This is a genomic window from Streptomyces sp. NBC_00390, from assembly GCF_036057275.1.
Classification (GTDB): Bacteria; Actinomycetota; Actinomycetes; order Streptomycetales; family Streptomycetaceae; genus Streptomyces.
Genome location: NZ_CP107945.1, coordinates 5705427 through 5726922, shown reverse-complemented (window position 1 = coordinate 5726922; position 21496 = coordinate 5705427). Strand labels below are relative to the sequence as shown.

Genomic DNA, 21496 nt, shown 5'->3' with positions numbered 1-21496 from the left:
TACGCGGCGCGCCCGGGCCTAGAACGGGGTGCGGGCCGTCGCCAGGAGGCGGGCCGTGTCGTCCTCGCACAGCTGCAGCGCCGCGCCCACGGTGGTGAGGACCTCGCGTTCGGCGGGGCTGTAGGGGCCGTCGGCGAGGGCGATACGCGCGCCCTGCAGCAGGATCGACTCGCGTCCCGCGGGGGCCAGATGAGGGGCGAGCGGCTCCAGCGCCTCGTGCAGTTCGATGGCGAGCGCCGCTCCGTAGGGTGCGGCGTCGGTGATGAAGCGGCCGGTGTCGGCGGCGAGCGCCTCGATCAGCGAGGTGAGCTGGTCCTCCGTGCAGTCGTCGAGGCCGGCGGCGCGGACGGTGGCGACGGCGGTCTCACGGACCGTACGGGAGGAGGTGCCGCCGGCGGCGAGGACGGCGAGGGCGACGGTGTGCACGGCGTCGCGGAGCATCGCGGAGAAGCGGCCGGTGGTGGGGTGGTCGAGGGCATCGGTGCCGAAGTGGGTGTGGCATGCGGCGCACTCGACGACCGGCCCGGCAAGTCCCCGCGGCAGCAGCGGCACCCCCACGACGGTGAAGCGGCGGCGGCCCGTGCGGCGGCGGTAGTTGCGGTCGCCTCCGCAGCCTGGGCAGAAGAACTCGCCGTCACCGATGGTGCTCCACGACGTATGAATGCCGCATACCCGCAGCTTTCGGCCGAATACTCTCCGGGCTTGCAGCACGTCGCACCTCCGTAATGCTGCGGCAACATTGCCGCGTTGACGTGATGTTAGCCACAGCGACGAGGCCGCGTCAGCACCCCGACGGGAGTACACGAGGACATGGCCGATTCCATGCCCCGCCGCGCACCGCCGACTCGGGCGTGGCGGCCGGGTGGCCTGCGTCGCGGTATGCAACGCCGCCGGCCGCGGGCTCGGGAGCGAGCCTGCGGCCGGCGACCGGGAAGAGCGGTGGCAACTGCCTCAGCGGGCGGCGCGGTTGACGGCCGAGACGACCGCCTTCAGCGAGGCGCGCGTGGTGTTGGCGTCGATGCCGATGCCCCACAGCACCTTGCCGTCGATCGCGCACTCGATGTACGAGGCGGCCTGCGCGGACGCACCCTCGCTCATGGTGTGCTCCTGGTAGTCCAGCAGCCTGACGTCCACGCCCACCGCGTTCAGGGCGTCGAAGAACGCGGAGATCGGACCGTTGCCGGTACCGGTCAGCACGGTGTCGGTGCCGTCCACGACCGCTTCGACGGCCAGGGTGTCGATGCCGTCCTTGTCCGTGGTGCTCTGGCCGGACCGCAGCTTGACGCGGCCCCACGGATTGTCCGGGTTGGGCAGGTACTCGTCCTGGAAGACGGACCAGATGTCCTGCGGCGTGACCTCGCCGCCCTCGGCGTCGGTCTTGGCCTGGATGATCCTGGAGAACTCGATCTGCATCCGGCGCGGCAGGTCCAGCTTGTGGTCGTTCTTCAGGACATAGGCGATACCGCCCTTGCCGGACTGCGAGTTGACGCGGATGACCGCCTCGTAGGAGCGGCCGACGTCCTTGGGGTCGATGGGCAGGTACGGCACCGCCCACTCGATGTCGTCGACACTCTTGCCCTGGGCGGCCGCGTCGGCCTCCATGGCGTCGAAGCCCTTCTTGATGGCGTCCTGGTGGGAGCCGGAGAAGGCCGTGTAGACCAGATCGCCCGCGTAGGGGTGGCGCGGGTGGATCTCCATCTGGTTGCAGTACTCGCTGGTGCGACGGATCTCGTCGATCTGCGAGAAGTCGATCTGCGGGTCGACGCCCTGCGAGAACAGGTTCATCCCCAGCGTGACCAGGTCGACGTTGCCGGTGCGCTCGCCCTGGCCGAACAGGCAGCCCTCGATGCGGTCCGCGCCCGCCATGATCGCCAGCTCGGCGGCGGCGACTGCGGTGCCCCGGTCGTTGTGCGGGTGGACGGACAGGCAGACGAACTCGCGGCGGGACAGGTTGCGGGCCATCCACTCGAACCGGTCGGCGTGCGTGGACGGCGTCGAGCGCTCCACGGTCGCGGGCAGGTTGAGGATGATCTCGCGGCCCTCCTCCGGCTGCCAGACGTCGCAGACCGCCTCACAGACCTCCAGGGCGAAGTCCAGCTCGGTGTCGGTGAAGATCTCCGGGCTGTACTGGTAGCCGAAGGTGGTCTCGGGACCCAGCAGCTTGTCGGCGTACTCCATCACCAGCCGGGTGCCGTCGACGGCGATCTGCTTGATGTCGTCCTTCGAGCCGCGGAAGACGACGCGGCGGAAGGTCGGCGCGGTGGCGTTGTACAGGTGCACGGTGGCGCGCTTGGCGCCGATCACCGACTCGACGGTGCGCTCGATCAGGTCCTCGCGGGCCTGGGTCAGCACGGAGATGGTGACGTCGTCGGGGATCGCGCCCTCTTCGATGATGGAGCGCACGAAGGCGAAGTCGGTCTCTCCGGAGGACGGGAAGCCGACCTCGATCTCCTTGTAGCCCATGCGCACCAGCAGGTCGAACATCTCGCGCTTGCGGGCGGGGGACATCGGGTCGATCAGCGCCTGGTTGCCGTCACGCAGATCGGTGGACAGCCAGCGGGGTGCCTTGGTGATGCGCTTGTCGGGCCAGGTGCGGTCGGGGATGTCGACGGCCTCGTACCGGCCGTACTTGTGGATCGGCATCCCGGACGGCTGCTGCGCGTGCGTCGTGTTCGTGATCGGGGTGGGTCGGCCGATCCACTGGGACTGGGACATTGCGTAGGGCTCCTCGGGTGTCCTTGAAAGGGACGGCCGACTGTGTCGAAGCAGCACCAGACTCCGCGGGGAGGGGGTCGGCCTACGACTACAGGCCCTCGCCGCGGCAGCTAAGAAGAAGCAGCCCGAAACGCATGATGCGCAGAAGCCTAACCGAGCTTCGACGGGAATGTCGGACGCGTTTCACTATGCGGGACGACCGATGAGTAACGGGCAAAGAGTGATCTATCACTCCATTTCATTAATCATGGTCGCACCTCGTGACACCGTCATGACCGAGTGCCACATTGCGGGACATGGACATCACTGCACCCGTCTTCTGCGGCATCGTGCCGCCGCACGTCCTCGACAAGCTCGCCCGCTCGGGCGATCCGGTGATTGCCGGGCCCGCCCGCCGCACCCTGCAGGCGGACGCCGCACAGCGCACCGGCCGCCGGCTGACCACGGTCCTCGGCGGCGCCGCGCCGCCGGCCGGGCCCACCGGAGGGCTGAGGCGGACCCTGTACGACGCCGGGAACGGCACGGCGCTGCCGGGCACCAAGGTGCGCGGCGAGGGCGACGAGCCGGTCCAGGACGCCACCGTCAACCGCGCGTACGCGGGCCTCGGAGCCACCTGCGAGCTGCTGCGGTCGGCCTACGGCCACCACTCGGTCGACGGCGCCGGCCTCCCGCTGAACGCGACCGTCCACTACGACGAGAAGTACGGCAACGCGTTCTGGAACGGCGAGCAGATGGTGTTCGGCGACGGTGACGGCGAGATCTTCCTCGACTTCACGGTCGCGGTCGACGTCATCGCCCACGAGCTGGCGCACGGAGTGACCCAGTACACCGCCAACCTCAGCTACTTCGGCCAGCCGGGCGCGCTGAACGAGTCGATGTCGGACGTGATCGGCTCGCTGGTCAAGCAGCACACCCTGAACCAGAGCGCCGAAGCGGCCGACTGGCTGATCGGCGCGGGACTGCTCGCGCCGCGGGTCAGCGGGGCCGCCCTGCGTTCCCTGAAGGCGCCGGGTACGGCGTACGACGACGATGTGCTCGGCAAGGACCCGCAGCCCGCGACGATGGACGACTACGTCCGCACGGGCCGTGACAACGGCGGTGTCCACATCAACTCGGGCATCCCCAACCACGCCTTTTATCTGCTCGCCACGCAGCTGGGCGGACCGGCCTGGGAGCGGGCCGGGCGGATCTGGTTCGACGTGCTGACCGGCGGCGAGCTGCCCGTGGACGCCGACTTCGCGTCCTTCGCCCGGCTGACGGTGGCGGCGGCCGAGGCCCGGTTCGGGGACGGGGCGGAGCACGAGGCGGTGCTGAAGGCCTGGTCACAGGTGGGTGTGCCGACCGCCTGAGGCACCCGGCAGGAGGGTCCGGGCGGGTGGGTCCGGGCGGGTGGTCGTGGGCCACTCCGCTGTCGCCCGGACCCGATCCGTATTAGAACGGGTCCCATGCGTATCGAGATAAGGCGTACCGGCGGATTCGCCGGGATCGAGCACCACGCCGAGGTCGACACCTCCCAGCGGGCCGATGCCGAGGAGGTACAGGCACTGGCCGAGCGGGCGGCCGCCGAGGGCCGTCGGACCCCGCCCGTGGGGGTTCCTGACGGCTTCAGCTACCAGATCACGATCGACGGGCGTACGGTCTACTGCTCCGATCCCCGACTGACCGAGGCGCAGCGGGAGTTGATCTCGCTGGTGCTCAAGGAAGGTTCGTGACGGGGTCCTGCCCGAGACCGGCGGCCACCGACTCCGCGGCGCGGCCCGGCTCGTCGCCCGCCGCCACGGCGAAGTCGCGCAGCGCCCCCGCGAGCACCTGACCGGGCGGGTAGCCGCCCATGAGGTAGCCGGCCCTGGCCAGTTGGGCGATGCCGTGCATCTGGGCGAAGAGCTGGCGTACGAGCAGGTCGGGATCGATGTGGTCGCCGAACCTGCCCGCCTCCACGCTGCGGCGGATCGCGTCGCGCGGGAAGCGCAGTACGCTCGCGCCCATCGTCCGGTCGTCGTCGTCGAGCTCGAAACCCGCGAGCGCGGTACCGCCGAAGAGCACGGCGTAGACATGGGGTTCGTCGCGTGCGAAGTCCTGGTAGCAGCGGCAGAGCGCGGCGATGTGGGCGACCGGGTCGTCACCCCGGCGTACGGCGAGGGCGCGGACCCGGAACCGTTCGAACCCTTCGCGCATCACCTCGCGCACCAGGTTCGGCATCGAGCCGAAGTGGGTGTAGACGGCCATGGTGGAGGCGCCCACCTCCTTGACCAGGCGCCGGGCGCTCAGGGCGGCGGGGCCGTGCTCGGCGAGGACACGGGCGGCCTCGTCGAGGAGCCGTCTGCGCACGGAATCAGCGGTCGACACGGCAGCACTGTAACGCCGTTATGGGGCATACCGGCGCCACGAGCACCTGTGGCCCGTGGCCCGGCCGCCCGGAACCGCCGGGCTCAGAAACCCAGCTTGCGCAGCTGCTTCGGGTCGCGCTGCCAGTCCTTGGCGACCTTCACATGAAGGTCCAGGAAGACGGGCGTGCCCAGCAGCGCCTCGATGTGCTTGCGGGACTTCATGCCGACCTCCTTCAGGCGCTTGCCCTTCGGGCCGATGATGATGCCCTTCTGGCTGGGGCGCTCGATGTAGACATTGGCGTGGATGTCCAGCAGCGGGCGGTCGGCCGGGCGGTCCTCACGCGGCAGCATCTCCTCGACGACCACCGCGATCGAGTGCGGCAGCTCGTCCCGTACGCCCTCCAGCGCGGCCTCACGGATCAGTTCCGCGACCATGACCTGCTCGGGCTCGTCGGTGAGGTCGCCCTCGGGGTAGAGAGCGGGGCCCTCCGGCAGCAGCGGGATCAGCAGGTCGGCGACCAGCTGCACCTGCTTGCCGCCCACCGCCGAGACCGGGACGATCTCCGCCCACTCGAAGCCGAGTTCCTTGCCGAGCCGGTCGATCGCGATCAGCTGCTCGGCAAGGGTCTTGGAGTCGACCAGGTCGGTCTTGGTGACGACCGCGACCTTCGGGGTCTTCCTGATGCCCGCGAGCTCCTTGGCGATGAACCGGTCGCCGGGGCCGAGCTTCTGGTCGGCGGGCAGGCAGAAGCCGATCACGTCGACCTCCGCCCATGTGGTGCGCACCACGTCGTTGAGCCGCTCGCCGAGCAGGGTGCGCGGCTTGTGCAGCCCAGGGGTGTCCACGAGGATCAGCTGGGCCTCCGGGCGGTGCACGATGCCGCGCACGGTGTGCCGGGTGGTCTGCGGCCGGTTGGAGGTGATCGCCACCTTCTGGCCGACCAGAGCGTTCGTGAGGGTGGACTTGCCCGCGTTGGGGCGGCCGACGAAGCAGGCGAAGCCGGCCCGGTGGGGGGCTTCGGAAGACTGGGTAGGAACGCTCATGGCGCCTATTGTCCCTGATGCCGGACGGCCTCCGGTACGCGCTCCCGGCCTCGGCGCACTCTGGCCCGTACCCCCGCCGCCGCCAGGCCCGCGGTGAGCACGGCCAGGACGAGCCAGGGCAGCGCGAGGAACGACACGCCCGCCGACTCGCGTACGTCGCGTGCGCTCGCGGTGAGCGTGATCTCCCCCCATTCGAGCTGGGGCGCGCCGGCCCACCGCTCCGTGAGCCGGATCTTCTGGCGGGGCAGCAGCTCGGAAGGGATCTTCCCCAGGTCGCGCCGGAGCAGATCCCGGCCGAACAGGCCCTCGGCCTCGAGCACCACCTTGGGGTCGAGGGTGACGTTGCCCCGGTTGTGGAGCGTGTACGAGATGAGCACGCTGCTCCTTCCGGTGCCGGGCACCAGGGGCCGCTGATGGCTCATCGTGACGTCCTCGACGGACAGCGCGGGCACGGCGGGGCCGTTCACCCGCAGATAGACGCGAGCGCCCACCGCCTGCCGTACAGCGACCGCGACGGATCCGCCCGGTGCCGAGAGGCGTTCGTCGAGGGCGACCAGCGCGCCCGCATGGTCACCGGGCTCGGCCGTGGCGGGGACGGTGAGGGTGTACGGCACGGTGACCGAGCCGCGGGCGGGCACTGTGACCTTGTCGCGTTCGGGTCTGGCCCACGCGCCGACGCCGCGCTGCTTCTCCTTCTCGGTCCGCACGGCGAAGCCGCCGTCCCGCTCGGTGTTGTACGCGTCGGCGGCGTAGAGCCGGAAGGTGAGCGGGGCGGCGGTCTTGTTGGTGACGGTGACCTGGTCGGTGAGCGTGGTGCCGGGGTCGGCGGAGAGATAGAAGTACGGGCGGCTGCCCAGCTGGGACGCGGTGGGGAACACGGACCAGCTGCCGTTGTCGGCGGCGTGCGCGGCCGGGGCTGCGTACAGCAGCGCGGCGAGTACCGCCCCGAGGACATGGAGCTTGCGCATGGTGCGGACCCCCCAGGTTCTGGGCGGGCCGGACAGGAGCCCGGCCCGCCGCTTCTCGTGGCTCGGTTCTCCCCCTGGCTGCGCCGGGGGACCCCCATCGGGGCGCCCCGGCGTCGGGCCGGCGGCTCCGGCCGCGGGCCGCGCCCCTTGGGTTCACTCGCCCCGGCCGGCGACCGGGACGGTCAGGTGAGGGTGAGGGTCAGCACGCCGGAGTACGCGCCGGGTGCGGAGAACGCGGGCACGTCCAGCGTGACCTCGGCGTTCACGGTGAACTCACCGCCGGTGACCGCTCCGTCGGGAGTGGAGGCGAGGGTCGCGCCCGCGCTTCCCACCGGTCCCGCGGAGCCGGCCGCGCAGGTGCTGGGGCTGCCCGGCTTGGTGGTGCAGGCCGGGGTCCAGCCGAGCTTTCCGGCGTCGATCTTCGCCCCGCCGGGCCCGGTGAAGTCGGTGACTTTGCCGGTCAGGGACCAGCCCGCGGGGCCGCCGCGGAAGTCCTTGACCGTCAGCGTCTGCAGATCGCCGGTGGACGGGCCGCCCGCGCCGAAGTCGACCGCCGACATCTCGACGGCGTCCCCGGCCTGGGACATGGACAGGGTGCCCGCCTTGACGGAGGCGTTGAGCTTCTGGCTGCCCGGGGGCAGCGGGGTGTCGTCGATGACGGTGTACGCGGCCGGGCCCGCGCCCTTCTCCGCGTCCCAGGCGGTGCCCTCGTACGCGACGATGCCCGTGGTCGCCTTGTCGTTGACGGTGAGGCTCGTGGTGAAGCCGCCGGAGGCGTCGGCCTTGACGATCGCCTTGTCGGCGGTCTCGGCGGCGCCGGCCCGGCCGGCGACGGTGATGTCCGCGTTCGGGGCGAACTTGGCGCCGGTCACGGTGACCTGGTCACCGGGGTTGCCGGTTGCGGTGCCGAGCGTGATGGTGCGCTCGTTGGCGCCCGGCTGGTCCGTCGCGGTGATGGTCTCGGAGACGGGCGCGGGCGGGTTGGTGACCGTGCAGGGGGTGTCCAGCTCCATGATGTAGCTGGTGTGGATGTTGTAGTCGCCGGGCGAGAGCGTGATCGAGCCGGGCGCGGTGACCGTGAAGGTGCCGGTCATCGAGAACGGCGGGAACGGCGCCTTGCCGGGCACGGGCGGGTTCTTCTTCGGGCCGGTGACCGTGACGCTGCCGGGCTGGGCTCCCCCGAGGGTGACCTTGCCGGTGGGCGTCATGATGTCGGCCGGCAGCGCGAGGTCGACCGGGTTGCCGGCGGCCGGCTTGGTGACGGTGTACGTGACGGTGACGGTGTCGCCCACCTTGGGTGCGGCGTTGTCGACGGTGATCTGCGCCGTCGTGGTTCCGTCGATCGGCGGGATGCCCGCGATGGGCGGCGGTACACAGTGGGTCGCGAAGTCCACCGGAGCGGCGGCCGCGACGAGCGCCTGGGCGGGTGCGGCGAGCGAGCTGGCGCCCGCGGCCAGGGCGAGGACCCCCAGTACGGCGGTCCACCGGCGGCTTCGGCCGGCGGACCTCGGGGATCTTGGGGCGGCTGAAGGCATGACTGCCCCCTTCTGACACAACCGATGGGTGCGGACGCGGCGGCTCTTCCGCGGCGGCAGTGGCCATTGACGGCCGGTGGCCGGAAGAAGTCAATGGAATCGAAATGCACCAACTGATGTCCCATCAGATTCTATCAAGATCCCTGCTTCCACAGGCCGGAGGAGCGGACCGGCACCACTGTGGAAGCGATGCCGGACCTGTCACTTCCGTTTCCCGGGCGGGACCGGTCGAACACGCACGGGCACACGGCAACCGTGGGGGTCGGGCACAAGGCGACCGTGGGGTCAGGCCCGGGCCGCCCGGCGTTCGCGCAGCTGCACCACCAGCCCCGCGCAGCACACCGCGAGGAAGGCCACGACGAGGCCTCCCAGCACCAGACCGGTCCAGTCGGCGGACCCGCCCCGCACCAGACCCGCCACGGCCGGGATCCCGGCGGCGAGCCCGGCGACCACCAGCACCACCGCGGCGCCGGCCCGGAGCATCCGCCGCCGCGTTCCCGTCACCAGCTCGGCGCCCGCACCGAAGGCGAGCAGCAGGGGCGCCGCATCGGACGGCGCGAGCCTTCCGCGGACGCCCCAGTCGACCAGGTTCAGGACGACACCGACCACACCGACGGCCAGGACGCCCCACATCCAGGCGCGACGGCCGCGGCGCTCCCCGCGTACGGGCATCGTCAGCCGGCCTGGACCGTCGCGCGCAGTGCCCCGTCGGGCCCGGCCAGCAGGACCGGGGTTCCGGCGCCGCCCAGGTCCCGGACCGCCGCGCGGTCCGCGTCCGGGACCGCGTCGATGTCGGCGACGACCGCTGCGGCCTCCAGGGACCGGGCGCCGCTCGCGACGGCCATGGCAACGGCGGTCTGCAGCGCGCTGAGCTTGAGCGAGTCGAGGGCCACGGTCCCGGCGACATAGGTGCGGCCGGTCTCGTCGCGCACCGCGGCGCCCTCGGGCACGCCGTTGCGGGCCCGGGCACTGCGCGCCAGCGTGATGATCTTGCGGTCCTCGGGGCCGAGGTCGGTGCTCTGCGTCATGCCCCGAGCATAGATCGGCCGCCCGGAGCGAATCCGGGCGGCCGGTCCTCTGTCAGATGCGCGGACGTCAGCCCTGGGCGCCCTTGACGAGCTTGGCCCCCATGCGCGTGACCAGGTCACCGAACGCCGCCTCGGACTTCGGGTTGTCGATCGCGATGTACGCGGCGCGGGCGACACCGGTGCCCTGGCGCGCGACGAGCATGTTGATCTTCACGTCGGCACCCAGCCCCTCCATGGACATCCCCATGGTGAAGGCGTGCGACTCCTCGCCGGCCTTCGGAGCCGACAGCTTCGCGAACGTGACCTTGGTCTTCTCGCCGTCCTGCGTGAAGACAGCCGCCTTGCAGGTCTCCAGCGCCGTGCCGATGGCCTTGGTGAACTCCGCGGCACCGGTGCCCTCGAAGGTGAAGACCTGCTCGGAGAGGTTGTCGTTCTCGCCCTTGGTCGAGAACTCCATGTTCGGTCCGCCGGTACCGCCCGGGAGCGTCCCCGCCATCATGTTGGCGATCGGCTGGCACTCGGGCTTGTCGGCCGTCGGAGGCTTCGTCGTGTCGGCCTCGGCGGTCTTGCCCGTCCAACCGGCCGGCAGGTCCTTGGCCTCGAGGGTCGCGGCCTTCAGCTGCTCGGCGGTGAGCGGCGTGGTGGACGCCTCGGCCGGCTTCTCCTCGCCACCCTTGTCCTTGGACTTCTCACCGGACGCGGCGGGCTTCTTCTCGTCCTCGCCACCGCAGGCGGCAGCCGTGAAACACAGCGCGGAAACAGTCACAGCGGCGGCGACGCCGCGGAACATACGCGTACGCATGATGCAGAACTCCCCAAAAAGAGTGCTCAGTGGGGAGCTTCCCCCCTCCCCGGTAACTGGAGTGACGATACACAGACTCCGAGGTCAGCCCGCCACCGGACAGATCGACCCCCGCCTGCCCTCCGGGCTTGCCAGCCAGCGGAGTTTCGCCGCGGTGTCGACGTCCGCTTCCGTGTCGGACAGCGGCGTGTGCATCACGATCGCCAGGTCCGGACGGGCCGGGACACGCAGCTGGGTCGACTCCATCAACAGCCGTCCCACCACCGGATGATGCATCTCCTTGCGGATCTGGCCGCCGGGCGCGATATCACGCCGCTCCCACAGCGCGGTGAACTCCGCGCTCGCCGCCTTCGCCTCCTCGACCACCGCCCGGAAGCCCTCGTCGTCGGGGCACTCCGAACACGCGGCCCGGAACTGCGCCACGACCTGCGGTGCGACCTCCTCCCAAGCGGACGTCCAGGAGCGGTACATGGGGTCGGTGAAGAACGCGACGAGACAGTTCTGGGGGAGACCGGGGCGCATGCCGAGCACCGCGGCCGCCGTGTCGTTGTACATGATCAGATTCCAGTAGGCGTCCATGATGTGGGCGGGGTACGGCATCCAGGCGTCGATCAGCCGCCTCAGCCCCGCGCACATGTCCCGGTCCCCCGGGTCCACCTCGGGCGCGGGCGGGTTGAGCCCGGCGAGCACATACAGATGGCGGCGCTCGGCGCTGCTGAGCCGCAGCACCCGGCCGACCGAGTCCAGGACCTGCGGCGAGACGGTGATGTCGCGGCCCTGCTCCAGCCACTGGTACCAGGAGACGCCCACGCCCGCGAGGACCGCTACCTCCTCCCGGCGCAGCCCGGGTGTGCGGCGGCGGGCGCCGCCGTCGGGCAGCCCCGCCTCGGCCGGGCTGATCCGGGCGCGCCTGCTCATCAGGAACTCGCGCAGTTCGCCGAGGCGATGGGCCTTCATCGCATCCTGCGCGGCCGACGTGGTCACGTACTCCCCCTGTCCGTAAGCCTGGTGCTGCGACCAACAGGATAAGTGCCGTCTCCCCAGGCGGCCTTGGGCCGCCGCAGGGTGTGGACCATGCCACTTGACACCTTCCCCACGACCACGGCGGCCGGCGCCACGGCCGTGCCGCCGCGACTCGACCGCCGGTCGCGGCTGATCCTTTTCGTGCTGTGCGCCGCGCAGTTCATGGTCGCTCTCGACTTCTCCGTACTGAACGTGGCCCTGCCCGACCTCGGCAGGGACCTCGGCCTGGACCGCTCGGCGCTGCAGTGGGCGGTGACCGCCTTCGCCCTGCCGTCCGGCGGCTTCCTGCTGCTGTTCGGCCGGATCGCCGATCTGTACGGGCGGCGGCGGCTGTTCCTCGCCGGGCTCGCCGTCTTCGGCGCGGCCTCGCTGCTGGCGACGCTGGCCTGGAATCCCGCCTCGTTCCTCGCCGGGCGCGCCCTGCAGGGTTTCGGCGCCGCCGTCATCGTGCCCACCGGGATGTCCCTGCTGACCACGACGTTCCCCGAAGGCCCGCAGCGCGACCGGGCACTGGGCATCAGCGGCACCCTGCTCTCGCTCGGATTCACGATCGGCATGGTGCTCGGCGGTGTGATGACCGACACCCTGGGCTGGCGCTCCACGATGGGGCTGCTGACCCTTTTCACGCTGATCGTGCTGCCGATGGCCCCGAAGCTGCTGCCCGGATCCCACGCCACGGGGGGCGAAGGTGCCTCCACGGTACGGTCGCGGCTCGATGTGCCCGGCGCGGTCACCGTGACCGGTGGTCTGCTGGCGGTCATCTACGCACTGTCCACGGCGGCGCAGCGCGGCTTCGGCGGGACGGACGTACCTCTCACGCTGGCGGCCGGAGTGGTGCTGCTGACCGCCTTCGCGATCGTGGAGTCCCGCTCCGACGCACCTCTGGTCTCGCTGCCGATGCTGCGCCGGCGGACGGTGGCGTGGGGCAACCTGGGCGGTCTGGTGACCTTCTCGATGATGAGCACGGTCGTGTTCGTCCTGACGCTCTATCTCCAGGAGACGCTGGGGCTTTCGGCCTTCCGGACCGGTCTGGTGTTCGGCGTCCAGGGTGTGCTCTCCATCGCCGCGGGCGCCTTGACACCGAAGGTGCTCGCCCGGTTCGGCGCCCGCCGCACGCTGGTGTTCTCTCTGCTCGGGCAGGGCGTGTTCGTCGCGGCGCTGCTGGGCGTGGGTGCGCAGTCGGGCGCGCTGCTGGCGACGGTGGGTGTCTCACTGGCAAGCATGTGCCACCTGGGCGCGATCATCTCGTACGGCCTGACGGTGACGTCCGGCGTCCCGGACGGGGAACAGGGCCTGGCCACCGGCCTGGTCACGACGACGCAGCAGGTGGGGATCACGGTCGGGATCCCTCTGCTGGGGGTGCTGGCGACCACCGGGGAGACGCTGCTGGCCGGTGTCCGTACGGTGCTGGCGGTGGACGCGGCGGTGGTGCTGCTGGCGGGGATCGTGATCGCCGCGGGCCTGCGCCGGGCGCGACCCTGATCGCCCGGGGCGCCTCCTCGGCGTCCGTGTCGAGCCGGTGCCCGTCCGGGACCGGATCGGGCACCGCCCGTGGGGTGTTTCCGCACCCCACGGGCGGTGCCCCAGGGTGCGCGGCCTACGCCCGGTCGAGCCGCAGCCGCTCCGCTTTCGGCAGCCCGGCCACGACCAGGTCGTACGAGTCCTCGATGAGCTCCCGGACCATCTTCTCCGGGAGCTCGCCGACGGTGACCGTGTTCCAGTGACGCTTGTTCATGTGCCAGCCGGGGACGATCGCCGGATGGTCGGCGCGCAGCTGCACCGCGATCTCCGGCTCGCACTTGAGATTGACGGTCAGCGGTCTCGCGTTCAGCGCGCTGAGGGCGAACATCTTTCCGAGGACCTTGAAGACGGAGGTCTCCGGCCCGAACGGGAACTCCTCGGCCGCAGCGTTGAATTCGAGGCAGAAGGCCCTCAGCCGGGCCGCGTTCATCGCCCTCGTCGCACTCATCCCGCCGTCTCCTCCTCGGCTTCCTTCTCCACCGGTTCCGCGAGCACCGTGACGATCTTGTTGCGGCGCCCGGCCGGGGACTCGGCGGTCAGCCGCAGCGCCCGGCCGTCCGGGAGGTCCACCACGGCGCCGGCGCCCGCGATGGGGACCCGGCCGAGCGCCTTGGCTAGCAGTCCGCCGACCGTCTCCACGTCCTCGTCGTCGAGCTCGTCGATGCCGTACAGCTCACCCAGGTCACCGATGTCGAGCCGGGCGGTGACCCGGAAGCGTCCGTCGCCGAGCTCCTCGACCGGCGGCAGCTCGCGGTCGTACTCGTCGGTGATCTCGCCGACGATCTCCTCGAGGATGTCCTCGATCGTGACGATGCCGGCGGTGCCGCCGTACTCGTCGATGACGACGGCGACGTGGTTGCGCTTCTGCTGCATCTCGCGCAGCAGATCGCCGGCGTTCTTGGTGTCGGGCACGAACACGGCGGGGCGCATGGCCGTGGAGACGAGGTCGGCCTCCGCGTCCCGGTTGATGTGCGTCTTGCGGACCAGGTCCTTGAGGTAGACGACACCGACGATGTCGTCCTCGTTCTCCCCGGTGACGGGGATGCGGGAGAACCCGGAGCGCAGCGCCAGGGTCAGCGCCTGGCGGACGGTCTTGAACCGCTCGATGCACACCAGGTCGGTGCGCGGGACCATCACCTCGCGCACCAGGGTGTCGCCGAGCTCGAAGACCGAGTGCACCATCCGGCGCTCGTCGGCCTCGATCAGTGACTCCCGCTCGGCGAGATCGACCATGGCGCGCAGCTCCGCCTCGCTCGCGAACGGGCCCTTGCGGAAACCCTTTCCGGGCGTGAGCGCATTGCCGATGAGGATCAGCAGCTGCGGGATCGGGCCCATCACCCTGGCCAGCGGCAGCAGGACGTACGCGGAGGCCGTGGCCGTGTTCAGCGGGTGCTGGCGGCCGATGGTGCGCGGGGAGACGCCGACGGCGACATAGCTGACCAGCACCATCACGGCGATGGCGACGAGCAGCGCCGCCCAGGTCTCCGCGAACTCCTCCAGGCAGGCGTAGGTGACCAGCACTCCGGCGGCCATCTCGCAGGTCACCCGCACCAGCAGGGCGACATTGAGGTACCGCGTGGGGTCGGCGGCGACCTGCTCCAGCTTGTCGGCGCCGCGCCGGCCGGACCGTACGGCCTCGGCGGCGCGGAAGCTCGAGACTCGGGCGATGCCGGCCTCCGCGCAGGCGGCGAGCCATGCGACGACGACCAGCGCGACCGCGCCGATGATCAGTTGACCGCTCATGAGACGGTCGGCGCCGGGGAGGGGCCGGTCAGGCCCTTCTCCGCCCGCCAGCCGTCGACGATGGCCGCCTGGAGACCGAACATCTCGGCCTTCTCGTCGGGCTCCTCATGGTCGTACCCGAGCAGATGCAGCACTCCATGGACGGTCAGGAGCTGGAGCTCCTCGTCCATGGAGTGCTGCGTCGGGGCCTCTTCGCCCTGCTTCTTGGCCACTTCGGGGCAGAGCACGATGTCACCGAGGAGCCCCTGCGGGGGCTCCTCGTCGTCCTTGACCGGCGGACGGAGCTCGTCCATCGGGAAGGACATGACATCGGTCGGACCGGGCAGCTCCATCCACTGCATGTGCAGCTGCTCCATGGCGTCGGCGTCCACCACGATCACCGAGAGCTCGGAGAGCGGGTGGATACGCATCCGCGCGAGTGCATAGCGGGCGACGTCGAGGATCGCCTGCTCGTCGACCTCGGCTCCGGACTCGTTGTTGACGTCGATCGACATGGTGCTGTTCGGCTACTTCCCGTTTTGGATGTCGTACTTCTCGTACGCGTCGACGATACGGCCGACGAGCTTGTGCCGTACGACATCCTGGGAGGTGAGCAGGGAGAAGTGCACGTCGTCGACCCCGTCCAGGATCTCCCGGACCTGACGCAGACCGCTCTTCGTACCGCCCGGAAGGTCCACCTGCGTGACGTCGCCCGTGATGACGATCTTCGAGTCGAAGCCGAGCCTCGTCAGGAACATCTTCATCTGCTCGGGGTTCGTGTTCTGCGCCTCGTCGAGAATGATGAACGCGTCATTCAGGGTCCGGCCCCGCATGTAGGCGAGCGGCGCGACCTCGATCGTCCCCGCGGCCATCAGCCTCGGGATCGAGTCGGGGTCGAGCATGTCGTGCAGCGCGTCGTACAGCGGTCGCAGATACGGGTCGATCTTCTCGTAGAGCGTGCCGGGCAGGAAGCCGAGCCGCTCGCCCGCCTCGACGGCGGGCCTGGTCAGGATGATGCGGTTGACCTGCTTGGACTGCAGCGCCTGCACGGCCTTGGCCATGGCGAGATACGTCTTGCCCGTACCGGCGGGGCCGATGCCGAACACGACCGTGTGCTTGTCGATCGCGTCGACGTAGCGCTTCTGGTTGAGCGTCTTGGGACGGATGGTCCGGCCGCGGCTCGAGAGGATGTTCTGGGTGAGCACCTCGGCCGGGGTCTCGGCGCCGGGCTCGCCCGTGCCGTCCTCGGCCGCCTTGAGCATGGCGATCGAGCGTTCCACTGCGTCCTCCGTCATCGGCTGCCCGGTGCGGAGCACGAGCATCATCTCGTCGAACAGGCGCTGGATCAGAGCGACTTCCCCGGCGTCGCCCGCCGCGCTGACCTCATTGCCCCGGACATGGATGTCGGCCTCCGGGAAGGCCTTCTCGATCACGCGCAGCAGGGAGTCACCCGAGCCGAGAACCGTCACCATCGGATGCTTGGCGGGGACGGTGAAGTGGGCTCGCGCCTGCTCCGGCGCGGGTGTCTGGTCTATGGGTGTCTGAGTCATGGGCCGGCTCTGTGGCCTGCACATACCTCCTGTTGCGGGGTTCTCGCTGCTCGACAACCTCTGGACCCAAGAGTACGACCTGACACCGACAAGAACCGAGGGCTTTTCCGGGGCCGGACGGGCCGGCGGGGCGGGACGGAGCCGTGGACTCAGGCCGAGCGGCCGAAGCCGATCGTCGGAACGGCCCGGCGCAGCGGCCAGGGCCTGGCCGGTGCGGGCAGCAGGGCCTCCAGGAAGGCGTACCGGCGCAGCGCCGCCGGGTCCTGGTCGGCGATCTCCTGGACCTGCTGCCACCAGGCCGCGATCTCCGACCAGCCCGGCGCGGACAGCGATCCGCCGAACTCCTGCACCGACAGGGCAGCGGTCAGCCCGGCCAGCGCCAGCCTGTCGGCGAGCGGCCAGCCCGCGAGCGTGCCGGTCACGAAACCGGCCACGAACACGTCGCCCGCGCCCGTCGGGTCCAGCGCCTCGACCTCGATGGCCGGTACCTGGGCGCTCTCCCCGGTCGCGCCGTCCACCGCGTACGCGCCCTCGGCACCGAGTGTGACGACGGCGAGCGGGACGTACTCGGTGAGGGCGCGGGCGGCGGCGCGCGGGCAGTCGGTGCGGGTGTAGCGCATCGCCTCCTCGGCGTTGGGCAGGAAGGCCTCGCAGTGGGCCAGGTCGGCGAGGTCGGCAGGGTCCCAGCGGCCCGTCTCGTCCCAGCCGACGTCCGCGAAGACGCGGGTGCCCGTGCGGGCGGCCTGGGCGATCCACTCGGCGCGGGTGCCGGGGGTGAGCGAGGCGACCGCGGCCCGGGCGGGCGGCGGGCAGTCGGGGGCCGACTCGGAGGGCGGGGCCTCGTGGCCGTGGGACACCATCGTCCGCTCGCCCTCGTACGCCATGGAGACGGTGACGGGCGAATGCCAGCCGGGCACGGTGCGGGAGAGCGAGAGGTCGATGCCCTCGCCCTGTTCGAGGGCGTCCCAGCAGTACTCGCCGTAGTGGTCGTCGCCGAAGGCCGCGGCGAGCGAGGTGCGCAGGCCGAGCCGTGCCAGGGCGGTCGCCATGTTGGCCACGCCGCCGGGGCTCGATCCCATGCCGCGGGCCCAGGACTCGGTTCCGCGCACGGGAGCGGAGTCGAGGCCCGTGAAGATGATGTCCAGGAAGACGCTACCGGTGAGATAGACGTCGCAGGGCGGGTCGGCGGGGGTCCGCAGGCCCGCCAGGGGGTCGAGGCAGGCGGCCTGCCGGGTCGGCTCTCCGTCGCGAGTGATCACCGTGCGCTCCCGTACGTGGTGCAGCTTCACGCCAGTCTGCACGATGGGGATGCACGCAGCCCGTGCGCCGCCGGAGCCGGTGGGCGTGGCGGGCCCCTGCGCCGAAGGGGCGGCCGTCCGCCCGCCTCCCGGGCGGCGCGTCACCAGCGCGGTACCTGCGGTGCGGTCCAGCCCGGCTCGGCGGCCCGCATGGCCGCCGCGTCGTCGCGCTGGCGCAGGACTCCGTCGTCGTCGAGCCAGCGCTGGTGCAGCCGGGCGAGCTCGGCCCGGTCGAGCTGGACGCCGAGCCCTGGCAGGTCGCTCACGGCGAGCCGGCCGTCCTTGAAGCGAAGACGCTCGGTGATGACGTCCTCGGTCTGCCAGGGGTAGTGGCTGTCGCAGGCAGGCTCGAGGTTGGGCACGACGGCGGCGACCTGGGTCATGGCTGCAAGACTGATGCCGAGGTGGGTGTTGGAGTGCATCGACAGCCCGATCCCGAACGTACGGCAGACCGCGGCCAGTTCACGGGTGGCCAGCAGTCCGCCCCAGTAGTGGTGGTCGCAGAGCACGACCTGCACGGCGCCGCGGCCGACGGCTTCGGGGATCTCGGCGAAGGTGGTGACGCACATGTTGGTCGCCAGCGGCACATCGGTGCCCGCCGCCACCTCGGCCATCCGGGCCGTCGTACTGGCGGGGTCCTCCAGATACTGCAGTACGTCCCCGAGCTCCTCGGCGACCCGGAGCGAAGTCTCCACGGACCAGGCCCCGTTGGGGTCGAGCCGCAGGGGCCGCCCGGGGAACGCCTCGGCGAGGGCCCGGATCGCGGCGATCTCCTGCTCGGGCTCGAACACCCCGCCCTTGAGCTTGAAGGAGGTGAAGCCCCACCCTCCACCCCCAGCAACCACCGACGCCCCCTGGCCGGGCCGAGCCCGGCAGCGCCGCACGCGCTCACGCCCCGGCCGGGCCACCGTCCGGACCGAGAGGGACCGACTGGAGAATGCCCAGCAGCATCCGCACCAGTTCGTCGACGACTTGGTCGAGCGTCGCCTCCACCCAGCCGGCACTCCAGTCGTGGAGCAGGCCGTTGACGCTCCCGATGAACGCCGCGGCGGCGATCCGGCGGTCGCGCATCTGAGCCTCACCCCGTTCGGCAGCCGCTGCCGCCTCCGCGCAGATGAGGTCCACCCAGCGGGAGCGCCTGGCCAGGCGCTGCCGATCCAACTGCGGGCTGACGCCGATGATTTCGATGAAGGCGATCCGGATGCGCCGCGGATCGCCGGTCACGTTCGCCGCGTACGCGCGGAAGACCGCCGCGGCCCGCTCGGCCACCGGCAGGTGGGCCGACTCGGCGAGCGCGGCCAGCGCCGCCTCCTCGGCCCAGTCGTTGACCCGCAGATGCAGTGCGGCGAGCACGTCCTCGAGCGTGCGGAACTCCTCGTAGAACTGACGGGTCGACAGTCCGGCACTCTCGCTCAGCGCCGCGACCGTCGTCGCCCGGTATCCGGGGCTGTCGCCGAACAGCTGGAGTCCGGCGTCCAGGAACCGCCGGCGCCGCTCGGCCTGCCGCTCCTGCGCCGATCTGCCCGCATAGCGGCCGGTCGGCCGTCTGAGCCTGCCCGTCACTGGCGCCCCCCTCCCGGTCGGGCCCGATTTTCCCGTGCGCGAAGCCTTGTGGAACGTGTTACCCGCGGTTACCTTCCAGTAGCTCAATCTGAACGCGGACGTATTCAGACTGTGCCCGGCGACTGACGGGCCGCCCCCGTGGAAGGAACCACGATGTCTGTCTCCAGCACCCGGCGGATCCTCGGCTGCATCGCCGCCGCCCTGACGGTGGCCGTGTCAGGATCCGTCACCGCGACCGCCGCACCCACGACGGACGCGGACTCCCCGGAACTGCGCGAGGTGATGTTCGTCGGCAACAACTGGGACGGCACCGCCGATGTCATCGCCTCCTCCGGCGATCTCGCGAAGATCGCGCGGATCAACGTCATCCCGGACAAGGACCAGCGGCTCACGGAGATATACCTCAACCCGGTCAAGCTCGCCTTCTTCCTCGGCATCCGGCAGGGCCCGGGCGAGGGCCACGACCAGTTCGTCGACGACATGTACTCGACCCCGGACGGGTCGGCGATGGTCGTCTCCCGCCCGAGCTTCGCCGATGTCGTGTCGATCGATCTCGCCACCGGACGGATCAACTGGCGTTTCCCGGTGTCGGGTTACCGCTCCGACCACATGGCCGTCTCCCCCGACGGCACCCGGGTCGCCGTGTCCGCATCGACCTCCAACACGGTCCATGTACTCGACATCGCCACCGGGAAGCAGGCCGGGTCGTTCAGGACCGGGGACAAGCCGCACGAGAACGTCTACACCGACGACGGCCGGTACCTGTGGAACATGTCCATCGGTGAGGTCAACACCGCCCTCGACGACCCCTTCTGGGACTGGACGAAGGGCGACCGCCGGATCACCGTCGTGGACACCAGGACCTTCCGCCAGGTCAGGGTCATCGACTTGCGTGAGCGGCTCGACGCCTTCGGCCGGCGGGACCTGTCCGACTCGGTCCGGCCCGTCGCGTTCGCACCCGACGAGTCGAAGCTGTACTTCCAGGTGTCGTTCTTCAACGGCTTCCTGGAGTACGACACCGCCTCCGACCGGATCACCCGTGTGAAGACCCTCCCCAAGAACCCGGCGACCAGCGAGGACCGCACCACCTGGGTCAACGACTCCCGCCACCACGGCATGTCCATGAGCCCCGAGGGCGACAAACTGTGCATCGCCGGGACGATGGACGACTACGCGACGGTCGTCGACCGGGCAACTCTCCAGGAGGGCCCGCTGGTGACCGCGTCGAAGCCGTACTGGGCGACGGTGAGCGGTGACGGGAAGTCCTGCGTCATCTCCGAGAGCGGAGCCGACAGCGTCACCGCGATCGACTTCGCGACCGGCAGGAAGGTGGCGACCGTCCGGGTCGGCGACCATCCGCAGCGGGTCCGGATCGCCCACGTGCCGGCCGGATGGACGGGGCCTTCGGCGCACTGACCGCTCGCGGCCACCAGCTCCCGGACCGGCCGGTCAGGCGGCCGGTCCGGGGCTCACGACCGTTTGGGAACGGGCACCCGCCACAGGTCCTGGGCGACGGTGAGCTCCCCCTCGAACCCGGCCGCGCGCGCCTGCCGTTCGAACTCCGCGCCGGGTGCCTCGCCGGGCACCGCGGGCACGCTGTAGCGCTGCGAGAAGTGCGTGAGCACCAGGTGCCGCACGTCCGCGTCCCGCGCCACCCGCGCCGCCTGGCCTGCCGTCAGATGGCCGTGCTCGGTGGCGAGTTGCTCGTCCGCGTCGAGGAAGGTGGACTCGATGACGAGCATGTCGCAGCCCTCGGCCAGCACATGGACGCCCTCGCACAGCCGGGTGTCCATCACGAAGGCGAACCGCTGCCCCCTGCGGATCTCGCTCACGTCGTCCAGCGTGACGCCTCCTACGGCCCCCTCACGCTGCAGCCGGCCCACGTCCGGGCCCTTGATGCCGTGCGCGGCGAGCTTCTCGGGCAGCATCCGGCGGCCGTCCGGCTCGACGAGGCGGTAGCCGTACGACTCGACCGGGTGCGAGAGCTTGTGTGCCTCGAGGGTGTACGAGGCGGTGCGCGCGATCACGCCGTCGGCGGCGACCGGGAGCTGCTTCAGCTTCACGGTCTCGCGGTAGGCCGTGGCGTACCGCAGCCGGTCGAAGAAGTGCTCGCCGCTCGCCGGGTAGTGCGCCGACACCTCGTGCGGGACCCGGTCGAGGTTGATCCGCTGAATCACCCCGGCGACACCGAGCGAGTGGTCGCCGTGGAAGTGCGTGATGCAGATCCGGTTGATGTCGTGCGCGGAGACCGAGGCACGCAGCATCTGGCGCTGGGTGCCCTCGCCCGGGTCGAACAGGAAGCCCTCGCCGTCCCAGCGGAGCAGATAGCCGTTGTGGTTGCGGTGCCGGGTCGGGACCTGGCTGGCGGTGCCGAGCACCACCAATTCACGTACGGACAAG

21 protein-coding genes and 1 pseudogene are annotated in these 21496 nt (G+C 70.8%); 4 read left to right on the top strand and 18 right to left on the bottom strand.

The genetic code is table 11. The features are described 5' to 3' along the window. Positions 1 to 18: 18 nt before the first annotated feature. Both OHS70_RS25155 and leuA read right to left on the bottom strand, forming a co-directional pair. Complete coding sequence (locus OHS70_RS25155) at positions 19 to 711, bottom strand: tellurite resistance TerB family protein (protein ID WP_328400767.1); 693 nt, start codon at positions 709 to 711, stop codon at positions 19 to 21. A 240-nt stretch (positions 712 to 951) separates the two neighbouring features. Beyond that, positions 952 to 2715, bottom strand: a complete 1764-nt coding sequence (gene leuA / locus OHS70_RS25150; protein ID WP_328400765.1) for a 2-isopropylmalate synthase — start codon at positions 2713 to 2715, stop codon at positions 952 to 954. A gap of 296 nt (positions 2716 to 3011) precedes the next feature. Here leuA and OHS70_RS25145 point away from each other — a divergent pair, with 296 nt between their 5' ends. Both OHS70_RS25145 and OHS70_RS25140 read left to right on the top strand, forming a co-directional pair. Further along, positions 3012 to 4064: a M4 family metallopeptidase gene (locus OHS70_RS25145; protein WP_328400763.1), complete on the top strand. Its 1053-nt coding sequence runs from the start codon at positions 3012 to 3014 to the stop codon at positions 4062 to 4064. 96 nt (positions 4065 to 4160) lie between these two features. After that, positions 4161 to 4427, top strand: coding sequence for a protealysin inhibitor emfourin (locus OHS70_RS25140; protein WP_328400761.1), 267 nt, complete (start codon positions 4161 to 4163; stop codon positions 4425 to 4427). Here the strand turns inward: OHS70_RS25140 and OHS70_RS25135 are convergent. The 8 genes from OHS70_RS25135 to OHS70_RS25100 form a co-directional block, all read right to left on the bottom strand. Further along, positions 4411 to 5061, bottom strand: a complete 651-nt coding sequence (locus OHS70_RS25135) for a TetR/AcrR family transcriptional regulator (RefSeq protein ID WP_328400759.1) — start codon at positions 5059 to 5061, stop codon at positions 4411 to 4413. The two genes, OHS70_RS25140 and OHS70_RS25135, sit on opposite strands and share 17 nt — an antisense overlap. An 83-nt stretch (positions 5062 to 5144) precedes the next feature. Beyond that, entirely contained in the window at positions 5145 to 6086 is a 942-nt protein-coding gene (era, locus tag OHS70_RS25130) for a GTPase Era (RefSeq protein WP_328400757.1), read from the bottom strand. 5 nt (positions 6087 to 6091) lie between these two features. Beyond that, on the bottom strand, positions 6092 to 7054 hold the full coding sequence (locus OHS70_RS25125; RefSeq protein ID WP_328400755.1) for a WxL protein peptidoglycan domain-containing protein: 963 nt from the start codon (positions 7052 to 7054) through the stop codon (positions 6092 to 6094). A gap of 182 nt (positions 7055 to 7236) precedes the next feature. Next, a complete protein-coding gene (locus OHS70_RS25120) occupies positions 7237 to 8589 on the bottom strand; it encodes a beta-xylosidase (RefSeq protein WP_328400753.1) in 1353 nt (450 codons plus the stop codon). Positions 8590 to 8874: 285 nt separating this feature from the next. After that, positions 8875 to 9261: a hypothetical protein gene (locus tag OHS70_RS25115; RefSeq protein WP_328400751.1), complete on the bottom strand. Its 387-nt coding sequence runs from the start codon at positions 9259 to 9261 to the stop codon at positions 8875 to 8877. Between the two features lie 2 nt (positions 9262 to 9263). Continuing rightward, positions 9264 to 9617: a cytidine deaminase gene (locus OHS70_RS25110; RefSeq protein WP_328400749.1), complete on the bottom strand. Its 354-nt coding sequence runs from the start codon at positions 9615 to 9617 to the stop codon at positions 9264 to 9266. Positions 9618 to 9684: 67 nt separating this feature from the next. Then, positions 9685 to 10419 (bottom strand): hypothetical protein, encoded by a 735-nt coding sequence (locus tag OHS70_RS25105; RefSeq protein ID WP_328400747.1) that lies wholly within the window; start codon positions 10417 to 10419, stop codon positions 9685 to 9687. Positions 10420 to 10503: 84 nt separating this feature from the next. After that, positions 10504 to 11376, bottom strand: coding sequence for a helix-turn-helix transcriptional regulator (locus OHS70_RS25100; RefSeq protein WP_328405889.1), 873 nt, complete (start codon positions 11374 to 11376; stop codon positions 10504 to 10506). A 117-nt stretch (positions 11377 to 11493) separates the two neighbouring features. On the opposite strand from OHS70_RS25100, the gene OHS70_RS25095 reads away from it, so the two are divergent. After that, positions 11494 to 12924: an MFS transporter gene (locus OHS70_RS25095; protein ID WP_328400745.1), complete on the top strand. Its 1431-nt coding sequence runs from the start codon at positions 11494 to 11496 to the stop codon at positions 12922 to 12924. A 115-nt stretch (positions 12925 to 13039) separates the two neighbouring features. Here OHS70_RS25095 and OHS70_RS25090 read toward each other — a convergent pair whose 3' ends face one another. The 7 genes and pseudogenes from OHS70_RS25090 to OHS70_RS25060 all read right to left on the bottom strand — a co-directional run bounded on the left by OHS70_RS25090 (position 13040) and on the right by OHS70_RS25060 (position 19096). Next, the gene (locus OHS70_RS25090) at positions 13040 to 13393 is read right to left on the bottom strand and encodes an MmcQ/YjbR family DNA-binding protein (RefSeq protein ID WP_328405887.1); all 354 of its coding nucleotides are present in this window, start codon (positions 13391 to 13393) and stop codon (positions 13040 to 13042) included. 14 nt (positions 13394 to 13407) lie between these two features. Continuing rightward, positions 13408 to 14706: a hemolysin family protein gene (locus tag OHS70_RS25085; RefSeq protein ID WP_328400743.1), complete on the bottom strand. Its 1299-nt coding sequence runs from the start codon at positions 14704 to 14706 to the stop codon at positions 13408 to 13410. Beyond that, the gene (gene ybeY, locus OHS70_RS25080) at positions 14703 to 15200 is read right to left on the bottom strand and encodes an rRNA maturation RNase YbeY (protein WP_328400741.1); all 498 of its coding nucleotides are present in this window, start codon (positions 15198 to 15200) and stop codon (positions 14703 to 14705) included. The genes OHS70_RS25085 and ybeY overlap by 4 nt, the downstream gene beginning before the upstream one ends. A gap of 12 nt (positions 15201 to 15212) precedes the next feature. Next, the gene (locus tag OHS70_RS25075) at positions 15213 to 16235 is read right to left on the bottom strand and encodes a PhoH family protein (RefSeq protein ID WP_328400739.1); all 1023 of its coding nucleotides are present in this window, start codon (positions 16233 to 16235) and stop codon (positions 15213 to 15215) included. 149 nt (positions 16236 to 16384) lie between these two features. Beyond that, the gene (locus tag OHS70_RS25070) at positions 16385 to 17494 is read right to left on the bottom strand and encodes a carbohydrate kinase family protein (RefSeq protein ID WP_328405885.1); all 1110 of its coding nucleotides are present in this window, start codon (positions 17492 to 17494) and stop codon (positions 16385 to 16387) included. A 140-nt stretch (positions 17495 to 17634) separates the two neighbouring features. Next, positions 17635 to 18357: pseudogene (locus OHS70_RS25065) on the bottom strand (enolase C-terminal domain-like protein); the annotation flags it as partial. Positions 18358 to 18421: 64 nt separating this feature from the next. After that, positions 18422 to 19096: a TetR/AcrR family transcriptional regulator gene (locus OHS70_RS25060; protein WP_328400737.1), complete on the bottom strand. Its 675-nt coding sequence runs from the start codon at positions 19094 to 19096 to the stop codon at positions 18422 to 18424. A 153-nt stretch (positions 19097 to 19249) separates the two neighbouring features. Between OHS70_RS25060 and OHS70_RS25055 the strand changes: the two genes are divergently transcribed. Then, positions 19250 to 20512, top strand: coding sequence for a YncE family protein (locus tag OHS70_RS25055; RefSeq protein WP_328400735.1), 1263 nt, complete (start codon positions 19250 to 19252; stop codon positions 20510 to 20512). 53 nt (positions 20513 to 20565) lie between these two features. Here the strand turns inward: OHS70_RS25055 and OHS70_RS25050 are convergent, their stop codons facing one another. Then, positions 20566 to 21495 carry a ribonuclease Z gene (locus tag OHS70_RS25050; protein ID WP_328400733.1) on the bottom strand — a complete coding sequence of 310 codons (930 nt, stop codon included), beginning with the start codon at positions 21493 to 21495 and terminating at the stop codon, positions 20566 to 20568. Position 21496 lies beyond the last annotated feature (1 nt).

Excerpts from the sequence above, each read along its gene's own strand:
- leuA (WP_328400765.1), bottom strand. The coding sequence starts at position 2,715 with ATGTCCCAGTCCCAGTGGATCGGCCGACCCACCCCGATCACGAACACG.
- OHS70_RS25145 (WP_328400763.1), top strand. The coding sequence starts at position 3,012 with ATGGACATCACTGCACCCGTCTTCTGCGGCATCGTGCCGCCGCACGTC.
- OHS70_RS25140 (WP_328400761.1), top strand. The coding sequence starts at position 4,161 with ATGCGTATCGAGATAAGGCGTACCGGCGGATTCGCCGGGATCGAGCAC.
- era (WP_328400757.1), bottom strand. The coding sequence starts at position 6,086 with ATGAGCGTTCCTACCCAGTCTTCCGAAGCCCCCCACCGGGCCGGCTTC.
- OHS70_RS25125 (WP_328400755.1), bottom strand. The coding sequence starts at position 7,054 with ATGCGCAAGCTCCATGTCCTCGGGGCGGTACTCGCCGCGCTGCTGTAC.
- OHS70_RS25120 (WP_328400753.1), bottom strand. The coding sequence starts at position 8,589 with ATGCCTTCAGCCGCCCCAAGATCCCCGAGGTCCGCCGGCCGAAGCCGC.
- OHS70_RS25115 (WP_328400751.1), bottom strand. The coding sequence starts at position 9,261 with ATGCCCGTACGCGGGGAGCGCCGCGGCCGTCGCGCCTGGATGTGGGGC.
- OHS70_RS25110 (WP_328400749.1), bottom strand. The coding sequence starts at position 9,617 with ATGACGCAGAGCACCGACCTCGGCCCCGAGGACCGCAAGATCATCACG.
- OHS70_RS25105 (WP_328400747.1), bottom strand. The coding sequence starts at position 10,419 with ATGCGTACGCGTATGTTCCGCGGCGTCGCCGCCGCTGTGACTGTTTCC.
- OHS70_RS25100 (WP_328405889.1), bottom strand. The coding sequence starts at position 11,376 with ATGAAGGCCCATCGCCTCGGCGAACTGCGCGAGTTCCTGATGAGCAGG.
- OHS70_RS25095 (WP_328400745.1), top strand. The coding sequence starts at position 11,494 with ATGCCACTTGACACCTTCCCCACGACCACGGCGGCCGGCGCCACGGCC.
- OHS70_RS25090 (WP_328405887.1), bottom strand. The coding sequence starts at position 13,393 with ATGAACGCGGCCCGGCTGAGGGCCTTCTGCCTCGAATTCAACGCTGCG.
- OHS70_RS25085 (WP_328400743.1), bottom strand. The coding sequence starts at position 14,706 with ATGAGCGGTCAACTGATCATCGGCGCGGTCGCGCTGGTCGTCGTCGCA.
- ybeY (WP_328400741.1), bottom strand. The coding sequence starts at position 15,200 with ATGTCGATCGACGTCAACAACGAGTCCGGAGCCGAGGTCGACGAGCAG.
- OHS70_RS25075 (WP_328400739.1), bottom strand. The coding sequence starts at position 16,235 with ATGACTCAGACACCCATAGACCAGACACCCGCGCCGGAGCAGGCGCGA.
- OHS70_RS25055 (WP_328400735.1), top strand. The coding sequence starts at position 19,250 with ATGTCTGTCTCCAGCACCCGGCGGATCCTCGGCTGCATCGCCGCCGCC.